The organism is Corallococcus aberystwythensis (assembly GCF_003612165.1).
Taxonomy (GTDB): Bacteria; Myxococcota; Myxococcia; order Myxococcales; family Myxococcaceae; genus Corallococcus; species Corallococcus aberystwythensis.
Window position 1 is genome coordinate 24086 of record NZ_RAWK01000017.1, and the last position, 21978, is coordinate 46063.

The 21978-nt window shown below is 70.7% G+C and carries 20 protein-coding genes and 1 pseudogene; 14 read left to right on the top strand and 7 right to left on the bottom strand.

The genetic code is table 11. The features are described from left to right. Window positions 1-146 precede the first annotated feature (146 nt). Genes D7W81_RS04600 through D7W81_RS04610 form a run of 3 tightly spaced genes read left to right on the top strand, consistent with a single transcriptional unit; the run spans window position 147 to window position 3944 of the window. Window positions 147-3047 carry a cation-translocating P-type ATPase gene (locus D7W81_RS04600; RefSeq protein ID WP_120554082.1) on the top strand — a complete coding sequence of 967 codons (2901 nt, stop codon included), beginning with the start codon at window positions 147-149 and terminating at the stop codon, window positions 3045-3047. Between the two features lie 27 nt (window positions 3048-3074). Then, on the top strand, window positions 3075-3314 hold the full coding sequence (locus D7W81_RS04605) for a hypothetical protein (RefSeq protein WP_120554083.1): 240 nt from the start codon (window positions 3075-3077) through the stop codon (window positions 3312-3314). Between the two features lie 9 nt (window positions 3315-3323). Then, the gene (locus tag D7W81_RS04610; RefSeq protein ID WP_120554084.1) at window positions 3324-3944 is read left to right on the top strand and encodes an HMA2 domain-containing protein; all 621 of its coding nucleotides are present in this window, start codon (window positions 3324-3326) and stop codon (window positions 3942-3944) included. A 53-nt stretch (window positions 3945-3997) separates the two neighbouring features. Here D7W81_RS04610 and D7W81_RS04615 read toward each other — a convergent pair whose 3' ends face one another. Together D7W81_RS04615 and D7W81_RS04620 are read right to left on the bottom strand one after the other, a co-directional pair. Continuing rightward, window positions 3998-5506 carry an aldehyde dehydrogenase family protein gene (locus tag D7W81_RS04615; protein ID WP_120554085.1) on the bottom strand — a complete coding sequence of 503 codons (1509 nt, stop codon included), beginning with the start codon at window positions 5504-5506 and terminating at the stop codon, window positions 3998-4000. 165 nt (window positions 5507-5671) lie between these two features. Beyond that, window positions 5672-6502: a hypothetical protein gene (locus tag D7W81_RS04620; RefSeq protein WP_120554086.1), complete on the bottom strand. Its 831-nt coding sequence runs from the start codon at window positions 6500-6502 to the stop codon at window positions 5672-5674. Window positions 6503-6645: 143 nt separating this feature from the next. Here D7W81_RS04620 and D7W81_RS04625 point away from each other — a divergent pair, with 143 nt between their 5' ends. Then, the gene (locus tag D7W81_RS04625) at window positions 6646-7164 is read left to right on the top strand and encodes an SgcJ/EcaC family oxidoreductase (protein ID WP_120554087.1); all 519 of its coding nucleotides are present in this window, start codon (window positions 6646-6648) and stop codon (window positions 7162-7164) included. Here the strand turns inward: D7W81_RS04625 and D7W81_RS04630 are convergent. Then, window positions 7151-8065 (bottom strand): hypothetical protein, encoded by a 915-nt coding sequence (locus D7W81_RS04630; RefSeq protein WP_120554088.1) that lies wholly within the window; start codon window positions 8063-8065, stop codon window positions 7151-7153. The genes D7W81_RS04625 and D7W81_RS04630 overlap by 14 nt on opposite strands. Window positions 8066-8270: 205 nt before the next feature. Here D7W81_RS04630 and D7W81_RS04635 point away from each other — a divergent pair, with 205 nt between their 5' ends. From D7W81_RS04635 to D7W81_RS04660, 6 genes are read left to right on the top strand one after another with little or no spacing between them, the layout of a single operon-like run. Then, window positions 8271-9197, top strand: a complete 927-nt coding sequence (locus D7W81_RS04635) for an ABC transporter ATP-binding protein (protein ID WP_120554089.1) — start codon at window positions 8271-8273, stop codon at window positions 9195-9197. Continuing rightward, window positions 9194-10003 carry an ABC transporter permease gene (locus D7W81_RS04640; protein ID WP_120554090.1) on the top strand — a complete coding sequence of 270 codons (810 nt, stop codon included), beginning with the start codon at window positions 9194-9196 and terminating at the stop codon, window positions 10001-10003. The genes D7W81_RS04635 and D7W81_RS04640 overlap by 4 nt, the downstream gene beginning before the upstream one ends. After that, entirely contained in the window at window positions 9990-11240 is a 1251-nt protein-coding gene (locus D7W81_RS04645; RefSeq protein WP_120554091.1) for an aminotransferase class I/II-fold pyridoxal phosphate-dependent enzyme, read from the top strand. The genes D7W81_RS04640 and D7W81_RS04645 overlap by 14 nt, the downstream gene beginning before the upstream one ends. Continuing rightward, window positions 11237-12148: a nucleotidyltransferase domain-containing protein gene (locus D7W81_RS04650; protein ID WP_120554092.1), complete on the top strand. Its 912-nt coding sequence runs from the start codon at window positions 11237-11239 to the stop codon at window positions 12146-12148. The genes D7W81_RS04645 and D7W81_RS04650 overlap by 4 nt, the downstream gene beginning before the upstream one ends. Next, the gene (locus tag D7W81_RS04655; RefSeq protein WP_120554093.1) at window positions 12145-13836 is read left to right on the top strand and encodes an alpha-amylase family glycosyl hydrolase; all 1692 of its coding nucleotides are present in this window, start codon (window positions 12145-12147) and stop codon (window positions 13834-13836) included. Before D7W81_RS04650 ends, D7W81_RS04655 begins: the two co-directional genes overlap by 4 nt. Continuing rightward, the gene (locus D7W81_RS04660) at window positions 13833-14822 is read left to right on the top strand and encodes a nucleoside-diphosphate kinase (RefSeq protein ID WP_120554094.1); all 990 of its coding nucleotides are present in this window, start codon (window positions 13833-13835) and stop codon (window positions 14820-14822) included. Before D7W81_RS04655 ends, D7W81_RS04660 begins: the two co-directional genes overlap by 4 nt. Before the next feature lie 5 nt (window positions 14823-14827). Here the strand turns inward: D7W81_RS04660 and D7W81_RS04665 are convergent, their stop codons facing one another. Continuing rightward, a complete protein-coding gene (locus tag D7W81_RS04665; RefSeq protein WP_120554095.1) occupies window positions 14828-15616 on the bottom strand; it encodes a hypothetical protein in 789 nt (262 codons plus the stop codon). Window positions 15617-15792: 176 nt separating this feature from the next. On the opposite strand from D7W81_RS04665, the gene D7W81_RS04670 reads away from it, so the two are divergent. Genes D7W81_RS04670 through D7W81_RS04680 form a run of 3 tightly spaced genes read left to right on the top strand, consistent with a single transcriptional unit; the run spans window position 15793 to window position 19833 of the window. Then, window positions 15793-18444, top strand: coding sequence for a PEP-utilizing enzyme (locus D7W81_RS04670; RefSeq protein WP_120554096.1), 2652 nt, complete (start codon window positions 15793-15795; stop codon window positions 18442-18444). Continuing rightward, on the top strand, window positions 18437-19066 hold the full coding sequence (locus D7W81_RS04675; protein ID WP_120554097.1) for a gamma-glutamyl-gamma-aminobutyrate hydrolase family protein: 630 nt from the start codon (window positions 18437-18439) through the stop codon (window positions 19064-19066). The genes D7W81_RS04670 and D7W81_RS04675 overlap by 8 nt, the downstream gene beginning before the upstream one ends. Then, window positions 19063-19833, top strand: a complete 771-nt coding sequence (locus D7W81_RS04680; protein ID WP_158621432.1) for a phosphocholine cytidylyltransferase family protein — start codon at window positions 19063-19065, stop codon at window positions 19831-19833. Before D7W81_RS04675 ends, D7W81_RS04680 begins: the two co-directional genes overlap by 4 nt. Here the strand turns inward: D7W81_RS04680 and D7W81_RS04685 are convergent. Then, on the bottom strand, window positions 19826-20341 hold the full coding sequence (locus D7W81_RS04685; protein WP_147445339.1) for a homoserine O-succinyltransferase: 516 nt from the start codon (window positions 20339-20341) through the stop codon (window positions 19826-19828). The two genes, D7W81_RS04680 and D7W81_RS04685, sit on opposite strands and share 8 nt — an antisense overlap. Window positions 20342-20425: 84 nt before the next feature. Between D7W81_RS04685 and D7W81_RS43280 the strand changes: the two genes are divergently transcribed. Continuing rightward, window positions 20426-20776 carry a hypothetical protein gene (locus D7W81_RS43280; protein WP_244226968.1) on the top strand — a complete coding sequence of 117 codons (351 nt, stop codon included), beginning with the start codon at window positions 20426-20428 and terminating at the stop codon, window positions 20774-20776. Between the two features lie 38 nt (window positions 20777-20814). Here D7W81_RS43280 and D7W81_RS04690 read toward each other — a convergent pair whose 3' ends face one another. Together D7W81_RS04690 and D7W81_RS43285 are read right to left on the bottom strand one after the other, a co-directional pair. Continuing rightward, a complete protein-coding gene (locus D7W81_RS04690; protein ID WP_120554100.1) occupies window positions 20815-21588 on the bottom strand; it encodes an SMI1/KNR4 family protein in 774 nt (257 codons plus the stop codon). Window positions 21589-21670: 82 nt separating this feature from the next. Further along, window positions 21671-21907, bottom strand: a pseudogene (locus D7W81_RS43285) (hypothetical protein); the annotation flags it as partial. Window positions 21908-21978: the final 71 nt, after the last annotated feature.

Consider the following 21978-nt stretch of genomic DNA (forward strand, 5'->3'; position numbering starts at 1 on the left):
GCCAGGCCCTGGAGGTGGAACAGGGAGTTGACAGGTGGACCGGCCGGCGTGCGGGTGTCACCTCCGCACCGTCTCCCTGCGCGCCGGGCCGCCTTGTCCGGGCGGACCGCCAGTCCCACCTCTCATGCCAGGTCGGGGGGCGGCGAATGATGGTGTTCCTCATGGATGGGCAGGCGGCGCCCGCGAGGGTGGTCCGCCACTCAACCACGGCGCGGCGGTTGCGTCTGGAGGTCCCCGGCCTGCAGTGGAACCACGTCCTCGGGGAGCGGCTGGAGCGCACCTTCGCCACCTGGCCCGGCATCCAGGAGGCCCGCGCGGAGCCCCGCACGGGCCGCCTGCTGGTGCGCTACGCGCCGGAGGCCCCGCTGCTGGCCCGGCTGCGTCAGCAATCCGACGAGCCGGTCCCCTGGCCCGTCCCGCACCAGGCCCGCCCGGTGCTGGGCACGCGGAGCGCTCCCCAGGAGCCGTGGCACGCGATGACGGTGGAGGCGGTGCTGGCCCGGTTGGACGGCACGGACCAGGGACTCACCTCGGACGAGGCGGCGCGGCGGCTCAAGCACTACGGCCCCAACCTGGTGGTGGCGGAGAAGCCGCGCTCGCGCCTGTCCATGCTGGGCTCGCAACTGGCCACCGTGCCCACGCTGCTGCTGATGGGCTCGGCGGGGGCCTCGGTGCTGGCCGGAGACACGGTGGAGGCGACCGCCATCCTCACGGTGGTGGGGCTCAACGCGGGCATCGGCTACCGCATCGAGCGCCGCAACCAGGAGCTGCTCGCCTCCTGGCAGAAGCTGGAGGCGGGCGCGGCGCAGGTGCTGCGCGGCGGCGTCCTCCTCACGGTGCCGGTGGCGGAGCTCGTGCCCGGGGACGTGGTGCTGCTGCGCGCGGGGGACGTGCTGCCCGCGGACGTGCGCGTGCTGGACGCGCACCGGCTCACCGCGGACGAGGCGCCCCTCACCGGCGAGAGCGAGCCGCAGGCCAAGCAGGCCGCGCCCGTGGATGCGCGGGCGCCGCTGGCGGAGCGGACGTCCCTGCTGTTCGCGGGCACCGCGGTGGCGTCGGGACATGGGCGCGCCCTGGTGGTGGCCACCGGGGCGGATACGGAGCAGGCGCGCGTGCGGGAGCTGGTGGCCCAGGAGTCCGCGCCCCCCACGCCGCTGACGCGCAAGCTGGGCCAGCTCGACCGGCGCGTGGCGGTGGCCTCCGTGGGCGCGGCGGGGCTGTCCGCCCTGGTGGGGCTGGCGCACGGCCGCTCCGGGGCCCAGGTGCTGCGCGGCGCGGTGGCGCTGGGCGTGGCGGCGCTGCCAGAGGGCCTGCCCCTGGTGGCGACCGCGGCGCTGGTGCGCGCCATGCAGCGGCTGCACGCGCGCGGACTGGTGGTGCGGCGCGTCTCCTCCGCCGAAGCGCTCGGAGGCGTCACCGTCATCTGCACGGACAAGACGGGCACACTCACCCGCAACGAGATGCGGCTGGAAGTGATGGACCTGGGGGACGGGGCCCTGGAGCTGTCCTCGCTGCGCCCGAGGCCCGACGCCGTGCTGGAGGACCCACCCACGCTGGCGCTGGCGCTGGCGCTGCTCAACAGCGACGTGGACGTCCACCGCAGCGGCAAGGAGCTGGCGGTGTCCGGCAGCTCGACGGAGAAGGCGCTGGTGGACGCCGCGCACGCAGCGGGGCTGGACGGGGCCGCGCTGCGTCGCGCCTTTCCTCGCTGCCACCTCCTCGAGCGCTCCGAGGGCATCCACTACGTGGTGAGCGTCCACGGTGCGCCCGGCGGCGGCATGGTGGCCTTCGTCAAGGGGGCTCCGGAGCAGGTGCTGACCCTGTGCGAGCGGGACCTGAAGGGGCCGCTGGACGCGCGCACGCGGGAGCGGCTGGCGCGGCGCAACGACGCGCTGGCGGCGGACGGGCTGCGGGTGCTGGGGCTGGCATGGCGGAGGCTTCCCGGAGACGGCCGACACGCGCCCACGGACGGCTACACCTTCATCGGTTTCGTGGCGTTGAGAGACCCGCTTCGCGAGGGCGCGGCGGAGTCGGTGCGCAAGGCGCGCGGCGCGGGCATCCGCACGGTGATTTTGACGGGAGACCAGCCCCGCACGGCCGAGGCCATCGCCCGGCAGGTGGGGCTGGAGGGCGACACGCTCACGCCGGCGACGCTGGCGCGGATGCTCGAGCTGCCGGCTGCCGAGCTTGCGCGGAGGCTCGAGCGCACGGCGGTGCTGGCGCGCGTGACGCCGGAGAACAAGCGGGATCTGGTGAAGGCGCTGCGCGCGCACGGAGAAACCGTCGCCATGGCGGGGGACGGCATCAACGACGCCCCGGCACTCCAGGCGGCGGACGTAGGCGTGGCGGTGGGCGTGCGCTCCAGCGACATGGCGCGCGCGGTGGCCGACGTGGTGATGGCCAGCGAGGACCTGCGCAGCATCATGTCCGCGGTGGGCGAGGGCCGCATCGTCCAGGACAACCTGCGCCGCGCGCTGCGCTTCCTCTTCGCCACCAACCTCTCGGAGATGGCGCTGGTGCTGGGCGCGGGCCTGCTCGGGCTTGCGGAACCGCTCACGCCGCTGCAGCTGCTGTGGATCAACCTCCTCACGGACACGCTGCCGGGAATCGCCCTGGCCATGGAGCCGGGAGACCCGGCCGTCCTCGACCGGCCGCCCGCGCCGCCAGGGATGCCGCTGCTGACGCGCCCCGCGGTGCGGCGCGTGGTGCGGGACGGAGCGCTGATGGCGGGCGTCGGAGGGCTGGGGCTGGCGTTGGGCGGGCCGCCGCTGGCTTTCGGGACGCTCACCGCGGTGCAACTGGGCTACTCGGCCGTGTGCCGGGCGCCAACGCAGACGCGGCGCCACCTCCCCGCGGACGGCGAGTGGCGCCTCCCCGCATTCATCGGAGGGGCCGCGGCCGTGCACGTGGCGGCGCTCACCCTCCCCCCACTGCGGCGGGTGCTGGGCCTTCCGGCGCCCACGATCCTGACGTTCGGCGGGCTGGCCGTGGGCCTCGTCCTGCCAGCCCTGATGAGCGCGGTGCCGCGAGGCAAGGCCCATGACTGATGCAACTTCCCCTCCGGAGGCAACGCCGTGAAGTTCGACCTTCCATCCTTTCTCATGGGCTATGGCGCGGGAGCGGGCACGATGCTCCTGGGCAAGCATCTGCGTCCCCTCCTCATGGAGGTGGCCACCGCGGCCTACCGCTTCGTCGACAGGGTGGCCGCGCGCGCCGCCATGAAGCAGGAGGACATCGAGGACCTGCTGGCCGAGGCGAAGGCCCGGGCCCGCGGCAGCGAGCGCACGCGCCCGGTGGGCGAGGCCCAGGCCTAGGGAGCCGACATGCGGACAGCCATCTACGTCATCCACGCCTCGCCGGGGCGCACGCGCCTGCGGCTGCCGTGGTTGCGGCACGACGCGAAGCAGGCCACCTCCCTGGCGGAAGGACTCATGCGGGTGGAGGGCGTGCGCGAGGTCCAGGTGCGGCCCTACACCGGCAGCGTGCTGTGCATCAGCGACCCCCAGGAGCTGGGCGTCGAGGGCGTGCTGGAGGAGGTGCGCCGGCGCACCGGCGTGGACGAGGTCTTGCGCCCCGGCGAGGAGCCCCCCGAGGAGGAGCAGGTGCTGCTGCGGGCCCTCTCGGAGGGCAGCGGCGTGGCGCGCGCGGCCAGCCAGTTCTTCAAGGGCGTCAACCTGGACCTGCTGCGTGCCACCGAGGGGCGCATGGACCTGGGCGTGCTGGCGGCCATGGGCTTCGCGGTGGCGGGCGCGGCGGAGGTGGCCGTGACAGGCAGGGTGTCCCGCCCGCCGTGGTTCAACCTGGCCTGGTGGGCCTTCCGCACCTTCGCCACCCTGGAGGGTGTGGCCATCCAGAACACCCCCGCCCCGGTGCGCAACAACGGAGGCAACGGCGCGAGCCCGCCCGGCCCGGACGCCGCCAGGGCGCCCGGGCACGACGCATGACTTGAATCCCCTGGACCGCCGGGGGACGTCTCCTGGCGACGCGAGGGCCGGCTTCAGTCTGGCCAGTTGCCTTCCGTGGGATGGGGCCCGTCGGTGAAGGCGCGCACCAGGTGGATGCCGCCGACGAAGGCCCCCGCCCAGGAGCCGCCCTTGCCGCCGAAGGACTCTTCGCGGTCGCCGCGCGAGCGCAGCGCGTTGATGCCGACCTTGAAGGCGTGGAGCCGCGCGGCGATGCGTTGGGCGAGCGCCGGGTCGTCCGTCGCCACCGAGGCCACGAGCGCGCCGTTGGAGACGTTGGCCTCGCGCACCAGCTCCTCCTCGGAGTCCACCGACACCAGGACGTCGACGGGGCCGAAGGGCTCGCGCCGGTAGAGCTCACTGTCGCGCGGGACGCCGAAGAGCAGGACGGGCGGCAGGTACGCGCCGCGCTCCTGTCGCGGCGTGAAGGCGTCCTCCGCAAGCTCCCCCTGATGCAGCACCGCGGTGCCCTGCTCCCGCGCTTCGGCGATGAGGGCACGGAGCTCCTCGGCCTTGCTGGGAGAGATGAGGGGCCCGAAGTCCACGTGCGCGCCCAGGACCGGATTGCCCACGCGCAACGCCGAGACGGTGTCGACATACGTCCGGACAAACCTGGGGACGAGCGACTTTTCGACGACCCACCGGGTGTAGGCCGTGCAGCGTTGCTTGCCGAAGTCGAAGCCCGCTCGAATCTGTCTTGCGAGCGCGTCCCAGTCCGTGAAGTGCGTGATGGCGTAGGCGTTCACGCCCTCCATCTCCAGCGCGTAGCGCTTGTCCGTGTCACGAAGGCGGCGGTGGACCTCCGCACCGTTGGCGCGGCCTCCGATGAAGGCGACGCCCGCGATGCACGGGTGACCGACGAGCGCCTCGGAGAGGTCCCTGCCCCGCCCGCCAGCGAGCGAGACGGGAAGGCCCGCGCGGCGCAGCAGCGCGAAGGCGAGCGTGAGTGAGACGCCGCCGCCCTGGGTGGGAATCTTCGCGATGACCGCGTTGCCCGCGAGCGTCTGCACGAGCACGTTGAGCAGCAGCACGGAGAAGGGATAGTTCCAGGAGGCGATGTTCGACACGAGGCCGAGCGGCTTCCGGCCGTCGATCATCGTGCCCATCCGCTCCAGGTACCACGCGACGCCCGCGAGGCACCGGTCCACGTCGTTGGAGGCCGTGGGCAGCGTCTTGCCGATGTCCCACGCCAGGATTCGAACGAGCAGGTCGCGGTGTGCATGGAGCAGCACCACGGCCTCCGCGACGGTCCGGGCGCGGTCCTCGAGCGGGCGGGCCGCCCAGGGCTCGAACTCCGCCGCTGCCTGCTCTACGCCCGAGGCGACCTGTCCAGCGCCGAGCAGCGGCAGCTCCGCGAGGACACTGCAATCGATGGGCGAGACGGCATGGAACCAGGCGGGAGGATGGACCCACCTTCCAGCGATGGGCGAGAGCAGCCGGCCTTGAGCGTCGAAGGCTTCCGGGACGGTTCTCCGGGCTTCGGCAAGCAGGCGGCGGCTTTCAAGATGCGGAAGGAGCTCGCCAATGGGTTCGGTGTTCAGCACGGTTGCACCTCCTCGCGCGCCGGATGCGCGCCGATTCAGTTGAGGCCGCGGCTCATGACGAGCCGCGGCATCCGCTGAATATCGGCATGCGCGCGACGTGTGTCTGGGGAGGCAGACAAGGGCCTGGCGGGCGGGAGCCGAACGCTCCCGCCCGTGCCCCTGGGTTCAACAGTCGAGCGTGTACGTCTGGGTTTCATCACCCGGCGAGGTGACCTCAATGACGTTGGAGCCGGTGAACGTCGTGTTGAACGTCCCTTCACTCGTCTCCGACGTCACCGTCCCCGCCGAGGGGCACTGGTTGGCGCAGCGCTGGTAGCCCGAGACGGTCGTGGTCGAGTTGCGGTCGCCCCGCGTGGACTGTGACTGACTGTCCATGGTGAAGCACCCGCTGCCCGACACCCACGTCACCGTGCTCTCGGAGGACCTCGTGTCGAAGCGCTCCGGTGAGTAGCTGTTGGAGGTGATGGTCACCTTGCGCTGGTCGCCGTCAGGAGGGGAGGTGGCGATCTGCAGGGAGAGGTTGTACGGCGCTCCGTTGATGGTGAGGTTGGAGGAGGTGGCATTGATGGTGAGCTGCCCCGCGTTGTCCGCGAGCACCGCCTGCACGTCGCCGGAGATCTGCTGGAGCGCGATCTGCGCCTCGCAGTTGTTGAAGGTGTAGTTCACCGTCGCGCCCGACGCGGTGGCGGTGGCGCACCCGGCGGGTGTGAAGGTGGAGGAAGCGTTCGCCGCGAGCTGGGCGGCCGCCGCGTTCACGTCGACGGGAGCCTGAGGCAGCCCGCTGCCGGTGGACTGGGGCAGCACCCCGCCGATGCTGTAGTACCAATAGCTGTAGACCGGATCGACGTAGGAGTAGCTCCACGCCGCGTCGTACGACCCGTAGTACGGGTCGTAATAGGCGGCGTCGTAGTAGTACGGGTCGTAGTAGTCGTCGTCGTAGCAGCCGGTGATTGCGAGCAGCGACACGACCCCCAGCGCCCATTTCATCTTCTTCATCTTGCCCCCATCCTGTCTGTCTTGACCGGAGCGAAGGTGGAAACAGATGGCCTGGGGAAGTACTGGCCGGAGGAACAGCCCGAGTGCGGGCTGGCGGTCATTCGCGTCACGTCCATCACCGTCCCTCATGGCAGAGTGCGGCCATGACACGCTCTTCTCTTGCAGTCGTCGTGGCACTGAGTCTGGTGTGGGTGTCCGCGGCGTGCACGTCCCCCAACCACGCCCAGGACGAGCAGGACCTCCGTCAGCTGGTGAAGGCACAGACCGAGGCCTGGAACGCCCACGACGCGACGGCATGGACGCGCGACTTCACGGACGACGCCGACTTCATCAACATCGTCGGCACGGTCTTCCAGGGCCGCGCGGAGATTGAAACACGCCACGCCGCCATCTTCGCGAGCATCTTCAAGACCAGCCACGCCGAAGTCACCGTGCGGAAGATCCGCTTCCCCAGCGAGGACATCGCCGTGGTGGACACGGTGCACGAGGTCACCGGCCACACGGGCCTCCCTCCGGGCGTGCAGAACACCGAAGCGGGGCTGCTGCGCACACAGATGCGGTATGTGCTCAAGCGCACCCAGAAGCAGTGGCGCATCGTCGTGGGCCAGAACACGGACGTGAAGCCGGTCCCCAAGCCTCAAGCACCGGCTACCGGGCGATGAAGGGTGCGGAGCGCGCCAGCGTGCGCGCGAAGGGCAGGCCGTGCGCGTGCAGCCACTGGCGTGTCGCGTCGCGCAGCCCGGCCTGATCCAACAACTCCCCCACGGTGTGCCGGGACAGGTCCTCCAGGACCGCGTGGAGCTCTGCCTTCAGCCCCTCGCGCACCTCGGGGCGCGCGAGGTTGTGCGCAATCACCTGGGGCGCCAGGGAGTCGAGGTGCTCATGGGGCACGCGGCCCAGCGCCTCCGCGGCCTCGGCCTCCGTCTTCTCCAGGGTGGACAGGAAGAGCTTCTGGCGCCGTGCCCCCAGGGCGCGGGCGGTCTCCTCGCTGGCGAGCCGCTCGGCGATGCGCCGCTGCACCATGGCCATCGAGCCGTCGATGACCTCGCGCACGCGGTCCTGCAAGCTGCCGCCCAGGCCTCCCAGGATTCCCTTGCCGGCCGAGGCCGCCGCTCGCGCGCCCCAGCTCAGCGCATCCCGCAGCCCGCCGGAGACGCCCGCCCCGGGAGCTCCCGCGATGACCTTGCTCACCAGGGACGACAGGGTCTCCTGGAGCGTGGTGCGCACGGTCTCCCGCACCTGCTCGGACGCCACCATCTCGTCGATGGCCTTGCGAGGCAGGCGCACCGGCTGACCCAGGAGTTCTGTCAGGGACGCGGTGGCCCCGGCGGGGAGCCACGCGCCCAGCTTGATGTCGCTCTTCGCCGCGCGCGCGAGCAGGCGCGTGCGCAGGGGGACCATCAGCCGGGTATGCCAACCCGTCACCCGCTCGGGCGTCAGGGCGAGGTCGGCCGCGGCGAGAACCCGGTCGGGGTCCACCCAATCCGAGACGCGGGACGCACAGAGCGCGTCGAAGGCCAGGTCCAGCAGTTCCAGGAGCGAGGAGTCGTCGGGTTGGGACATCGGGCCGTTCCTACTACGGACCCGAGCCGGAAGAGCGGGACGCCGGCCTTCCATGGCGACCTGTGTACAGATGGAGTCCTCGGGTCACGCGCCGGGTTGGAAAACGATTCCGTGCGGGCGCCGTGATGGGTTGCGGGCGCGTCATCGTCGACGCGACGTGCTGACGCTGGATGTCAGACCGCGTCTGTAGAAGGTCATCCCGACGATGACCGACAAAACAATTTTTCCTGAGAAGTCAGCTTTTCAGGATCGAACCAAGACATTGCTCTCCGCGGAGCGGCTCTCCTTCGCCTTCGCCCAGGGGACGCCCGTGCTCCGCGATGTCTCCCTTCACTTGAAGGGGGGAAGCTCCGTGGGGCTGCTCGGCGCCAACGGCGCGGGCAAGACGACGCTGCTGGGGGCGCTCACCGGCACCGTGCGGGGCACGACGGGAGGCTCGGTGCGGCTCGACGTGGGCGGGCTGCCCGCGCGCCGCGCCATCGGGTTCGCGACGCAGGCCATCGCGCTCTATCCCGTGCTCACGGTGGAGGAGAACGTCGGGCACCTGGCCCGGCTGTTGTTGGGGCGTGCGGAGGCGAAGGCCGCCATCGCCAGGACCCTGGAGGAGTTCGCGCTGGGTCCCATTGCCCGCACGCGCGTGCATCACCTGTCAGGGGGGCAGCGGCGCCTTGTGCACCTGGCGGCGAGCTTCGTCCATGCGCCACCCATCCGGCTGTTGGATGAGCCCACCGTCGCGCTCGACTTCGAGGCCCGCCAGCTGGTGGTGCGCCGGGTGCGCGCCTGGCGCGAGGAGGGCGCCGCGGTGCTGGTCACCGCACACTACCCCGAGGACATCGAGGAGCTGTCCACGGAGCTGGTGCTGCTGCGGGATGGGAAGACGCGCGACCTGGGGGCGCTGGGAACGGTCCTGTCGAACCAGGCGCGCACCCTGTCACTGCGGGGCGCGCGTCCCGATGCTTCGTGGGAGCTCACGCTCGCCACCAGCAGCCTGGAGGAGGTCCGCACGAAGCTGGGCGAGGTCCCCTCCGATATCCACCTGTCCGAGCTGCGCCTGTCCGGCAACCGGCTGCGCGACATCCTGCTGCGGGACCCATCCCTGAGCGCCTTCGCCCGGGAGTCGGAAGGGCCATGAATCCAGACATCGCTTCCAGTGCCCCTACCGCGCCCAGCGGCGTGGAGGGCTTTGTCAACGTGGTGCGTTGCTACGCGCTGACGGAGTGGCGCGTGCTCGCGCGCGAGCGCACGGCCATGGTGTTCATCTTCATCCTGCCCGCGGTGCTCTCCGCCATCCTGGGCCCGGGTGTGTCAGGGCTTGATACGGCCCCCGGCGCCATGGGCCGGGCCACCATCGGCTTCGCGGTGATGTTCAGCTACATGGTGGTGACCTACTCCGGTCACGCGTTCTACCGGGACTTCTGGTACCACACCCACGGCAGGCAGGCGTTGATCCGCCCTGCCCGGCTCGCGTTCGCCATGGGCAAGGTGCTGCCCGCGTGCGCGATGTCGTTCGTGCAGCTGCTGCTCTTCACGGGCTTCGCGGCGGTGTTCCTGGGCCTGCCACTGAACGGCAACGTCCTCCAGGTGGCCCTCACCGGCGCGGCGCTGGTGACCAGCGGTTCGGCCCTGGGCTTCCTCCTCTTCGCCATCACGCGCAGCACCGCCACGCTCTCCAACCTCTCCTACCTGGTGCTGGTGACGTTCAGCGCGGTGGGTGGCGCCATCGTCGCCACCGAAGCCCTGCCGGGTTGGTCACGCACGCTCGGCTACGCCACGCCGCACTACTGGGCCCTGCGTGCGCTCAACGAAGCCACCTTCGGCCAGGGCCGCTGGAGCGTCGTGCTCCAGAGCACCGCCGTCATCCTCACCTTCACCGCTGTCTGCGCTACCGCCGCGAGCCTCACGTTCGACTTCCGAGACCAAAAACATGACACGACCTGAACAAGACACGGCGGGCCGCGCTCCGGCGCCCGTCATCCAACGGCTGCTCGGGGACCCGCGCGTGGCGCAGGCCCGTCTGGGCAAGCGCATTGGCCGCCTCCCCTACTTCACGCGGGTGGAGTCGGCCACCGGCCCCATTACCCGCATGGAGGGCCGGGACATCCTCAACTTCGGCTCCAACAACTACCTGGGGCTCGCGAACGACCCGCGCGTCATCGCCGCCGCGCAGGAGGCGACTGCCCGCTGGGGCGCGGGCGTGACGGGCTCGCGCCTGCTCAACGGCAACCTGGCGCTCCACGAGGAGCTGGAGGACGCCCTGCGGCGCTTCTATGGCCGCACCGGCGCCATGGTGTTCTCCACCGGCTACGGCGCCAACCTGGGCCTGATGAGCTCGCTCCTGGGCCGCAATGACCGCGCCTGGGTGGACGAGGAGATGCACGCCTCCGTCCTGGACGGCGTGTGGCTGGCGCGCGCGACCATGAAGCGCTTTGGCCACAACGACCCGGAGCACCTGCTGGCCCAGGCAAAGGAAGACACCGCCTCAGGCCTCTGCGTCGTGGAGGGCGTCTATTCCATGCGCGGGGACCGGGCCCCGCTGCGCCGGTTCCTGGAGGTGTGCCGCGAGACACGGCTGGCGCTCGTCGTGGACGAGGCGCACGGCCTGGGCACGGTGGGCGCGCGAGGGCTGGGCACCGTGGAGGAGGACGGCGTCGTCCAGGACGCGGACTTCATCACCATCACCTTCTCCAAGAGCCTGGGCTCCTGCGGCGGCGCCATCATCGGGGACAAGGACCAGATTGAAGCGCTGCGCGTCCTGACGCGGCCCTTCCTCTTCACCGCCGCCAACACGCCGGCCTCCGTGGCCGCGGCGCTGGCCGCCCTGCGCATCCTCCACGAGGACCCGGGGCTGGTGGCCCAGCTGAAGGAACGGGTGCGCACGCTGCGCGAGGCGCTGGTGGCGCGCGGGCTGCGGCCCATTCCGTCCGACGGCCCCATCGTCAGCGTGGAGGTGGGCGCGGACTTCGACACGCTCCAGGCGTGGAGGCTGCTGTGGAACCGGGGCATCTACGCCAACCCGGTCATCCATCCGGCGGTCCCGGCGGGCCACGGCCTGCTGCGCCTGAGCGTGATGCGGACGCATGAGGAACAGATGGTGCGCACCGTCGCGGACGCGTGCGCGGACGTTTTTTCGGACTTGCAGCTGTCCCATGAGGGACGCGGGAAGGTGGCATCATGAAGCGCACACATCAGCTCTCCAGTGGTCAAACGCTCACCACGCAGACGCTTCGCGCCCACGGCGTGGACGTCGAGCACATCCTGTCGGAGCTGGTCAGCGACCCCGCCTCGTGCGGTGTGCTGCTGACGGGTTCGCTCGCGGCCGGCAACGGCACGCCCAGCTCGGACGTGGACCTGATGGTGCTGGTGCCGCACCGCACGTCGCTCATCTCGACAAAGGGAAGCGTGCGCTTCAAGAACAGCCGCTTCAGTGAAGCGCTCCAGTACTGCGACGGCATCGAGGTCAACATCGAGCTGGCGGAGCGCGGCCGCGTGGCGGAGATCATGACGTGGATGACGGCCATCGCGCCGGCGCTCTACAAGCCGTCCGAGCTGAAGTTCATCCCCATCATCGACGGCCCGGAGCTGCGCTTCCTGCACCGGCTGCGCACGGGCCTTCCGCTGATGAACCCGGGACTGGTGGCCAGCTGGCGGGACGAGTTCCTGGTGGAGCTGCTGCCCACCTACCTCACCGTGCGGCACTTCATGGAGGTCCACGAGTACCTGGAGGACGCCATTGGCCACCGCGCCGTCAGCGAGGAGTCCAGCCGGCACGTGGCGCGCATCGCGGTGGAGGAGGCGCTGGTCTCCATCCTCGCGGCCCTGGGCGTGACGAGCGCGGCGCGCAAGTGGCTGCTCATCGAATCGCGCAAGGCCATGGCCACCGCGGGCGAGGTGGACCGGGCCCTGCTGGCCGAAGGGCTCTCCATCCACGCGGACTGCGCGACGGGCCCGCTGGGCGGATGCCTCACGCGCATCGAAGCGCTCCACCAGCGCATGGCCCAGCGCATGGCCGCGGAGCCGGAGCTGGCGCGCGCGGTGGAGTTCCTCCAGGGCAGCATCACCTACGTCCTCGAGCACCAGGGATGAGCACGTCCGGGAACACGGCGACCCCAGCCGCGCTGGCACGGCTGGGGGACTCGCTGGGACAGCTCTACGGAGTGGAGCGCGCGGAGGCGCTCGTCCGGGAGCTGGCCCCGGCGGCGGAGGGCGCCCGCGCGCGCCTGAAGCCCGGGCGCGCGGCGGTGGACGCACGGCCCGCGGTCATCGCCGTGTACCCGGACCATGTGCTCAGCGGGGACCTGGCGCCGCTCGCGGCGCTGCGGCGCTTCCTCCTTGAGGAGGTGGGTGGCGTGGGGCCAGCCCTGCTGCATGTGCTCCCGCCCTATGTGTCGGACGGGGATGACGGCTTCGCGGTGGTGGACCACCAGGCCGTGCATCCGCGCCTGGGGGGATGGGAGGACCTGGAGCGGCTGTCAGAGGTGGGCGGCGGGCTGATGCTCGACCTGGTGATGAACCACGTGTCCACGTCGCACCCGGCGTTCCGGGACGTGCTGCGCGGAGAGGGACGGCCCGGGGACTTCCACCTCTTCTCCGAGCCGCGGGACATTGAATGGGGCACGCGGGTGCGGACCTCCTCCATCCTCCAGCGCTTCGGCACGGGCACCCGCGCGGTCTGGGCGTGGTGCACGTACGGGCGCGCGCAGGTGGACTTGAACCACGGCTCGCCGGACGTCTTCCGGTCCATGGCGGAGACCCTGCTGCGGCTGGTGGAGGCGGGCGCGCGGGTCGTGCGCCTGGATGCCATTCCCCACGTGTGGAAGCGCGTTCCCGGAGGGCCGCACCAGCCGGAGGCGAAGCTGCTGGTGCGAGCGCTGCGCGCCGTGGCGGACCTGGTGGATCCTTCGGTGCGCCTGCTCGCGGAGACGGACCACCGCACAGGAGAGCGGTGCTACCTGGGCGAGGCGCTGGCGCAGCACGACAACCACCTCGCGGTGCCGCTGCTTGTCTTCGCGGCGGCGCTCGCGGGCGAGGGCGGTCCGCTGGTGGACTGGGTGAACGCGTCCGCGGCGGATCCGCACGGCCGCGACGGCTACGCCTTCCTCCAGACGCATGACGGCGTGCACCTGCGTCCCATGGACCCGCCGCTCGATGCCTCCACCCTGCGGCGGGTGCTGGAGCGGATGGAACGCGCCGGTGTCCGGGTGTCCCACGCGGACGTGGGCGGAGAGCCCCGGCCGTACGAGCTCAACAGCTCATTGCATCGCATCTTCTCCACGGAGGCAGGGCTCGACGTCGAGCGCTACCTGGCCGCGCACGCGCTGCTCTTCGCGCTCCCCGCCACGCCGTGTCTCTACTTCCCCACCCTGTTCGGGTTGCCGGACGCGGTGGGCGTCGAGCCCTCCAATCCCCGAGCCGCGAACCGGCACCGCTACACGGAGGGCGCCCTGCGTGCGCTGGTGCGGCAGCCGGTGCACGCGCGCATCCTGAAGTCGATGCTTGGCCTCATCCGCCTGCGCGACCGGACACCCGCGCTGCGGGAGGACCACGGCTGCGAGGCGCGGATGCCTGCTCCCGGGGTCCTGCACCTGGCGCGAAGCCATGGCCGTCAGCCCCTGCATGTATTGGTGAACTTCGGCGCGGAGCCCGTGTCCGTCCCCGTGCCGCCGCAGGAGTGGAAGGACCTGCTCGGCGGGCGTCAGGGGCGAGGGGACGTCCTGCTCGCGCCTTCAGAAGCACTGTGGCTGGTGGAAGCCGGGAGTGGAGACCTCACATGAGAAACGCAGCCAGTGTGTCCGGCCTCGTGGAGTCCTTCGGCTCGCGTCCGGGGAGCGAGGAGTTCGTCTTCACGTTCTTCGACCCGTACGCCATCGGGTTGGGGCTCGCGGAGGAGGCGCTCGCGTTCCTGGAGCGCGAGGGCTTCCGCGCCGTGGACCGGCGCTTCGTCCAATACACGCAGAGCAGCATCGAGGCGGTCTACAGCCCCAACCGCCCCATCGCGGTCGACAAGACGTGGGCCGTCCCGAGCGAGGTGTACCTGCTGGAGTCCTCCTGCGCGCTCATCCTCCGCACCCCGGGCCGGTCCGCCTGCGAGGCATTCAAGTCGCTCAAGGGGTCTGCGAATCCGAGCAAGCGCTCACCGCACCACCTGCGCAGCCGGCTCCAGGCGCCAACGCGCGCGCTGAGCCTCATGCATTCCTCGGACGACACGCGCGCCATGATTGAAGAGGCCGCCACGGCGTTCGATCCGCGAGAGCTGCGCATGCTCCTGGAGTCGGAAGGGCGTCCCACCCGGCGCGCGGGCTCCGCCGTCCAGCAACTGCCGGGGGCCGTCGTGGGGCGGGCATGGCGGCCTTCGCCCCTGGAGTTCCTGGTCCACCTCCGCCTGCGCCTTGCTGAAGAGGTGGAGCTCGTCGCTCCCCTGCCGGAGGAACTGATCTCGCCTTGGCGGGAAGCAGCTGGCGAACTGGAGGGGCTTCGCTCCGACCCCGCCGCGTCCCGCGAGGTGTATCTGCGCGTCGTGGCGCGCGAAGCGGCCTTGGTGAACGACGCGGTCCAGGCGGGGCTTTCGCACCCGCGCCGGCCCGGGATGTTCGACTACCGCGTGGAGCCGGCGCTCGGCGCCACGGTGCTGGAGCTGCTCCACCACCCGGCGCTGTACCGCGAGACGGACCTCACGCGGATCATCGGTCCGCTGGGGGCGCTGGTCCGCAACGCCTACGAGCGCGTGCTCCTGCGCAGCGCGCTCCAGGAGTTCGAATGAGCCCCTCACCCCGCCAGCGGCACGCGTTCGAGCACGCGGCTCTTGAGGATGAGGTCGTCGTGCGTGCGCAGGATGGAGAGCTCGGTCACGTCGAGCTCCACGATGGTCGTCTCCCGGAAGCGTTGCAGCACGCCGAAGAGCTCGTCCGCCTCGTGCACGTCCAGCTCGGAGTTGAAGCGCAGGTGGTCCATCAACTGGAGACACCCGATGTAGAAGCCCGGGTGGAGCGAGTGGCCCAGGCGCGTCTGGACCTCGGTGAGGTGGTCCACGGGGTTCGGGCCGTCCGTCAGCTCCGGGTAGACGGGGAAGTAGATGCGGCCGTTCTTCTTGCCCCAGAACCAGCCACCCTTCACCTGGACGCGGAAGCGGGGGAAGCCCTCCAGCCGCTGCCTCACGAAGGGCACGATGTCCGCGATGGGCATCCGTTCGTGGAGCCCGTTGCAGATGGTGAAGTGGTGTCTGTATTTGCGCCGCTCGACGGTCTCCCAGGAGATCTTCCGCGCCGCGGCGGTCATGGCCACGGCGTTCATGAAGCGGTTGAACTGGGGGCTCTGCGCGAAGGCGCCGAAGTCCACGAAGCCCACCAGCGACACGCGGGGCGCGCGGTAGGTGCCCAGCCAGTCGTAGCCGGCCTTGAGGTCGAACGGCACGACCTCCGGGTGGTCGGGCCGCACCAGCGGCAGCTGCATCAAGCGGTACTCGTAGGAGAGGACATGGTCCTCGGACGGGCGGGGCTGAAGCTCGTTGCCCGCGCGGCGGTACGCCAGCCGCTCATCCGTGGCGAAGGTTCTCATGCATTGAATCCACCACACGTGGGCAGTGGCCACAATGCGATGCCGCGCACGCGCCATGCACCACGTCCGCTCGTGCGAGGTCGCCCGTGACAGCCCTGGAACGCGAAGCCGCGACGCTTCGCCTCACCCCTCTGGTTGGAATCCCTCCTGACTGCCGCATCCGTGGCGTCGGCCCCGTGCACGCATCCATGCGCATCTGGGCCGAGCGCGTCCTGGACACGCTCGCCCAGACGTACGACGGCGTGCCGCTGACGCTCGTGTTCAAGGGAACGGTGCTCCCGCGTCCGCGAGCAATCCGTGTGCGGCTCCAGGCTGCCTCCGCCGTCATCGCGACCTGGCGGGGAGAGTGCCGCTTCATCGTCGGGAGGACCCAGGCGGTGCGTGAGGCGCTGGAGGGATGGGACCTGGACGAGGCCGCGGACCGGCTTGGCCAGGCTGGAGACGTGGCACGCTTCGAACTGGAAGAGGACGAGGTTTCGAGCGAGCCCCTGGCCCCCGTGGGCCGGCTCGTCCTGGGGGACAAGGCGCGCACGCTCGACCTCCTGTCTGAGTTGCACGGGCCGTGGTGCATCTCCCCGCCGCACATCGTGAGGGGCGAGGACTGGGCCCGGGACCGGGACGCCGTGCTCCGGCGGGTGCGGGAGCGCTTCGGGAGCGACCGCGTCGTGGTGCGCTCCTCCTGCTCCGCGGAGGATGCGTGGACCGAGTCGAACGCGGGACGCTTCCTCTCGGTGCTCGACGTGGACGCGGACGATGCCGTGGCCGTGGGCGGCGCCATCTCGGATGTCTTCGATTCGTACGGCCCCGGGGCGGCGAAGGAGAAGGTCTTCCTCCAGTCCTATGTGCATCCGGTGAGCGAGAGCGGCGTGCTGATGGCGCGGCACCCGGAGACGCTGGCCTCGTACTGGGTGGTGGCGTCGGATGTCTCCAGCGGGCGCACGGATCAGATTACTTCCGGCGCCCTGGAGAAGCCCTCCTCCGCGTACGTGGAGCACGGCGTGCCCCGGGGCCTGTTGCCGGACTCGCTCCGTCGCGTCGTCACCGTGGGACGTGAGCTGGTGAAGCTCATGGGCGTGGAGGCGCTGGACATCGAGTTCGCGCTGGCGGGCGGCGACTTCCACCTCTTCCAGGTGCGACCCATCGCCAGGGGCGCGTCGCTGCCGGAGGGAAGCGAGGTCCGCCGCGCGATGCTGCTGGCGGATGCCTGCACGGCGCACCAGGCGCTGCTGCGGCCCCAGGCGCCCGTCGTCGGAGACGGGCCCGTCTACAGCACGATGACGGACTGGAACCCGGCGGAGATGATTGGCCGGCGCCCGCTTCCGCTCGCGCGGACGCTCTACGGCAGGCTCATCACGGACCGGACCTGGGCGGAGCAGCGCGCGGCCTACGGGTACCGCGACCTGCGCGGCATTCCCCTGCTGCGCGACTTCGCGGGGCACGCCTACGTGGACGTGCGCGCCTCGCTCAACTCCTTCATTCCGGCCGTCACCCCTGCGCGGGTGGCGGAGGTCCTGGTCACCCGGCAGCTGGCCCGGCTGGCCCACGCCCCCGAGCTGCATGACAAGGTGGAGTTCGAGATCGCGGACACGTGCGCGAGCCTCGGCCTGCGCGAGCGGCTCCGGAGGCTCTACGCGTCCGCATTGGATGCAGGGGAGCTGGACGCGCTGGCCACCGCGCTGAGGGACATCACGCTGCACGGGCTTGCCGACCTGCCCGCGCAGGTGGAGCAGGTGGAGCGGCTGCGGTCCCATCCGTTCGCGCCGGGCTTCGAGGCCGGGCTCGGTCCCATCCTCGCGCGCCTGCGGGAGCTGGGCACCCTGCCCTTCGCGCACCTGGCGCGGACGGCGTTCGTCGTGACTGCGCTGCTCAAGAGCTTCGTGCGCGAAGGCGTAATGGACTCGGGCGAGCAGCGCGAAGTGCTCCAGCGCATCCGGACGGTGGCGGGGCAGCTGCAAGCGGACGCGTTCCGAGTGCGGCGGGGCGAGCTGGGCCTGGAGGCGCTCGTCGCGGAGTTCGGGCACCTGCGCCCGGGGACCTATGACATCCGGATGCCCCGCTATGGCGCGGATCCGGAGCGCTACTTTGGCCCGCTCATCTCCGGAGCGGAGGAGCCGTTCAGGCACGAGGCTCCCCTATCCCGAAGTCTCCACGACCGCCTGGGCGCAGGCCTCCGGAGCGCCGGCCTGTCGATGACCAGCGAGGTGTTCCTCGCGCACCTGGGCGCGGGCATCGCGGGGCGCGAGTACGGCAAGCACGTCTTCACGAAGACGCTGAGTGGCGTCCTCGAATACCTCGCGGAGTGGGGCGAGCCGCTGGGGCTGAGCCGGGATGACCTGTCGCACCTGTCACTGAAGCAGGTGGAGACCGCCCTGGCGCTTCCGCCGCGCGAGGCCCGGTCGTGGTGCCGCGACGCCGTGGAGGAGGCCCGCGAGCACGCCGCCGCCGTCAACCTCATCGAGCTGCCGGACATCCTGGTGCGCACGTCGCACCTGCTCTTCCACGTGAGCAGTGGAGAGCAGCCCCTGTTCGTCACCCAGGCGTGCGTGCGCGCGCCGGTGCTGGTCGCGGACGGGCTGCCAGACCCGGAGCGGGTGCGCGGCAACATCGTGCTGCTGGAGCGAGCCGACCCCGGCTACGACGGGCTGCTCGCGCTGGGCGTCGCCGGCATCGTCACGGCATACGGGGGCGCGAACTCGCACATGGCGGTGCGCTGCACCGAACTGCAACTGCCCGCCGCCATCGGAGTGGGACGCGAGCAGTTCCGGCGGCTATCGGGTGGGCGCGTGATGACGCTGGACTGCGGGGGGCGCAGGCTCGTCCATGAGTGAGCGCCGCGTGGCCCTGGTGACCCAGCGCAGCGACCGGGTCCCGGGCCGGCCGGAGGTACGGGATGGGCTCGAGGACTCCTGGGCCTCGGGCCTGTGGAAGGCCGGCTGGGTGCCGTTCCCCGTGGTGAACGTGGCCGCCGCGGCCGAGGCCCAATTCGAAGCCCTCCGTCCGGGGCTCGTCATCCTGAGTGGAGGCAACGACGCGCCGGGAACGGGGCCGGATTTGGTTCCCGCGCGCGATGAAACGGAGTCCGTCCTCCTGTCGCTCGCCACCCGGACGCGGACGCCGGTGCTGGGCGTGTGCCGGGGCGCGCAGATGCTCGCGCTTGCGGCGGGGATGCGGCTGGTGCCTGTTGAAGGCCACGTGCGCGCGCGCCACAGGCTGACGGGGCCACTCGCCAGGGAGTGGCGGGGCCCGGCGGAGGTGGCGAGCTTCCACCACTGGGGCGTGGCGGAGGACTCCCTGCCGGACGGATGGGACGTCCTCGCGCGCTCGGAGGACGGCGCGGTGGAGGCCTTCGCGAACAGGGAGCGGCGCTCACTGGGCATCCTCTGGCACCCCGAGCGCGAGCCCCGTCACCTTCCCGCAGTTCTCGAAGTCATGGAGACATACGAACCATGAAAGCCATCATCCTGGCCGCGGGCCTGGGCACCCGCATGGGACCGCTCGCGGCGAACCGGCCGAAGTGCCTGGTGGAGCTGGCGGGAGCCCCGCTGCTCGACCATCAACTGGCCGTCTACGAGCACTTTGGCGTGGAGGTCACGGTGATGGCCGGCGCGTATCCCGAGCTGACCGGGGCAGGCCGTAACGTGCGCGTGGTGGTGAACCCGGCCTACACCACCGGCAACATGGTCTCCACACTGCGCTTCAGCCTGCCGGTGGTGTCCCGGACGGAGCCGGTGCTCGTCTCCTACGGGGACATCGTCTTCTCGCACGAGGTGCTGGCGCGGATGCTCGCCGCGTCCCGGGACGTCGAAGTCGCCATCGACACGCAGTGGCGCAGGCTCTGGGAGCTGAGGATGGAGGACCCCACGACGGACTGTGAGTCCTTGCGGCTGGAAGGCGAGCGCATCGTGGACATCGGCGCGAGGGTGCGTTCGGTGGAGGAGGTGCAGGGGCAGTACATCGGGCTGCTGCGGTTCGGGCCCGGAGTCCTGCACGCGCTCCTGGAGCGCTTCGACCAGCGCGTAGCAAGGGATCCGCGCTACTGGAACATCTCCATGACCGCCTTCCTCCAGGACCTCATCACAGAGGGCGTGGCGGTCCACGCCGTCCCCATCGCATCCGGCTGGCTGGAGGCGGACAACGCGGAGGACCTGCGCCGCTACACCGAGGCCCACGCCTCGGGAGCGCTGAAGGGCTTCTGGTCCCCCACAGCGGTCAGATGAGTCGAACCCGAGGGTCCCCCGCGTCCTGGAGCAGGGAGAAGCCGACGCGGTAGCGCTCCTGGATGTCGGGGACGGAGGTCAGTGCGCGGACGGCCGAGTCCCAGTCCGGCCAGGTGAGCTGCTCCGAACGGACGGCGTCGCCAAAGGGCGTGTCGTCCGTGAGGTGGAAGTGCACCTGGCCCACGTCCTGCCGGGGGCCCGCGTTGACGAGCACCGAAGCAGGGGCGCGCTGCCGTGCAGCCGCGATGAGCGCGAAGAGGCTCGCGCGAAGCGCGGAGTGGCGAGGGTGTGCCAGGGCGAAGATGTCCGGCACACCGCGCAGGGGGACGGCGATGTGGTGGAAGGTGCCGTAGACGGGGCGCGGGTGGCGATAGAGGGCAGCCTGCTCCGAGCGGTCCACGGAGGTGAGGGGCAGGAGCCGGTCCGCATGCGCGAAGCCAAAGCGCACCAGGGAGCCGGAGGCAGGGGTCCGCGCCATCCGGAACGCCAGCTGTTTCAGGGTTGCCATGAACGTCCTTCGCTCGGGTGTCCGTCGAAGGGAGCATGCCCTCGCGGTCTGACAGCCTGCGCCGGTGGTTCTACCCCAGGCGGGATGCTCAAGGTCCCTGAGGTACCTCGTACAACGGTGCTGCTGGCGCGCCCCCTGCTGGCTGGCGGCGAGCAGGAACTCGTGCCGCTGCAGGAGGAAGTGAAGCGTGCTCTGGGCCGGGTGCCCATCGTCGGCGCGGTGCCCGATGGGCAGCGAAGTATTCGCAATGCCGTGGCGCACGCCCTGCCCCAACACAGGGACCACCGCACCTGGCGGGGTGTTGAGGCTCAAGCAGTCGCGCTGTTCCAGAAGCTCACGCCCCTGCTACCCCCTCAACACCCTCCCATTCCCCCCTATGCGTGCCTGGGTGAGCAGGAGCTGCGCGCCGTGTTCCGCATCCTGAAACAGGACTGAGCCCGGCGTGTGCTCCCCATGGGAAGCAGGAGCTTGCCTCAGCCTACGAACGGACCCGATGGACGCCTCGCACCGGGCAGGCCCGCGAGCAGCTGATCAGCCAGCGCTTTCAAGGACAGGCGGTTGTCGCTGCCAAGCAGCAGCGTCAGCAGCTCGTGGTTTTCGTTCACGCGAGCAAGGACGCTGAGGGTTCCCGCTCGTAAACAGGCTGTCCGGCCCAGCAGTGGAAGGGCTGGCTCGAACCCTGCGCGTTGCAGCAGCACCAGGGCCTGCTGCAACCCGGCGCGTCCTTCACCGGCCCGCAGGGTGCCGCCGAGGGTCACCACGTCGCGTTCGGCGCAGAGGCGCAACTGGAAGCGGTGGAACAGGCTGAAGGTGACCCGCTCGTTGAAGGTTTCGTGGGTTTCGATTGGCGTTTGCCATTGATAGGGAACGCCGGCCTCCAGCATCACGAGCGGAGCATCGTCCCCTTCGACGCGCTGTAGATCGAGGTAGTGATCGTACAAGGCCACCAGGGATTCGTCCGTTTCGATGGCGACGGGAAAGAAGCGGTCGGACGGTGGGGCGTCTTCATCTTCTGCGTCGAGGCGCTCGACGATGGCGGCGAAATGGTGGTCGAGCGTGGCGCCGAACGGAGCCCAGCCACTGCAGTGGCTGCCCATGCGTCGCAAGAACTCCACATAGGAGGCGGGCAGCGCCGCGCCGCGGTCGGCCGCCAGGGCCCAGATGGAGGCATCCGGGACACCCTCCAGCTGCGCCAGGAACGCCGGGGCACGCTGGCGGACGAATTCGATCAGAAGCGGCCAGTCCATCCGAGGATTCTATCAGGCCTGGGACGGATCATCGCAGGGCGAAGGCCAAGCCCTCCGCGACGGATGATGAAACATCATCATCTCAATGCCATGGCAAATCTTTCCACCAACAACAAGGAATGTTTGTGATGAAGGGTTTCTTGAAGCGCGACGTGGTGGTGTGGAGGGCAGCGTTGATGTCACTCGCCCTGCGGGGCTGTGCCGGCTCCTCGGGCTCGTAGACGATCTGCCGCTGCGTGCAGGTGTCGGGCAGGAAGGCCCAGACGAACTGGAGCACGTTGCCTCGGCGGACCTTGGGGAGCGCGGCGAGGAAGTCCTCCCCCATCCCCGTACCCCGGGGCAGAGGGGCACCTACCTGGAGTCAACCCCGGAGGTGCTGGCACACCGTTG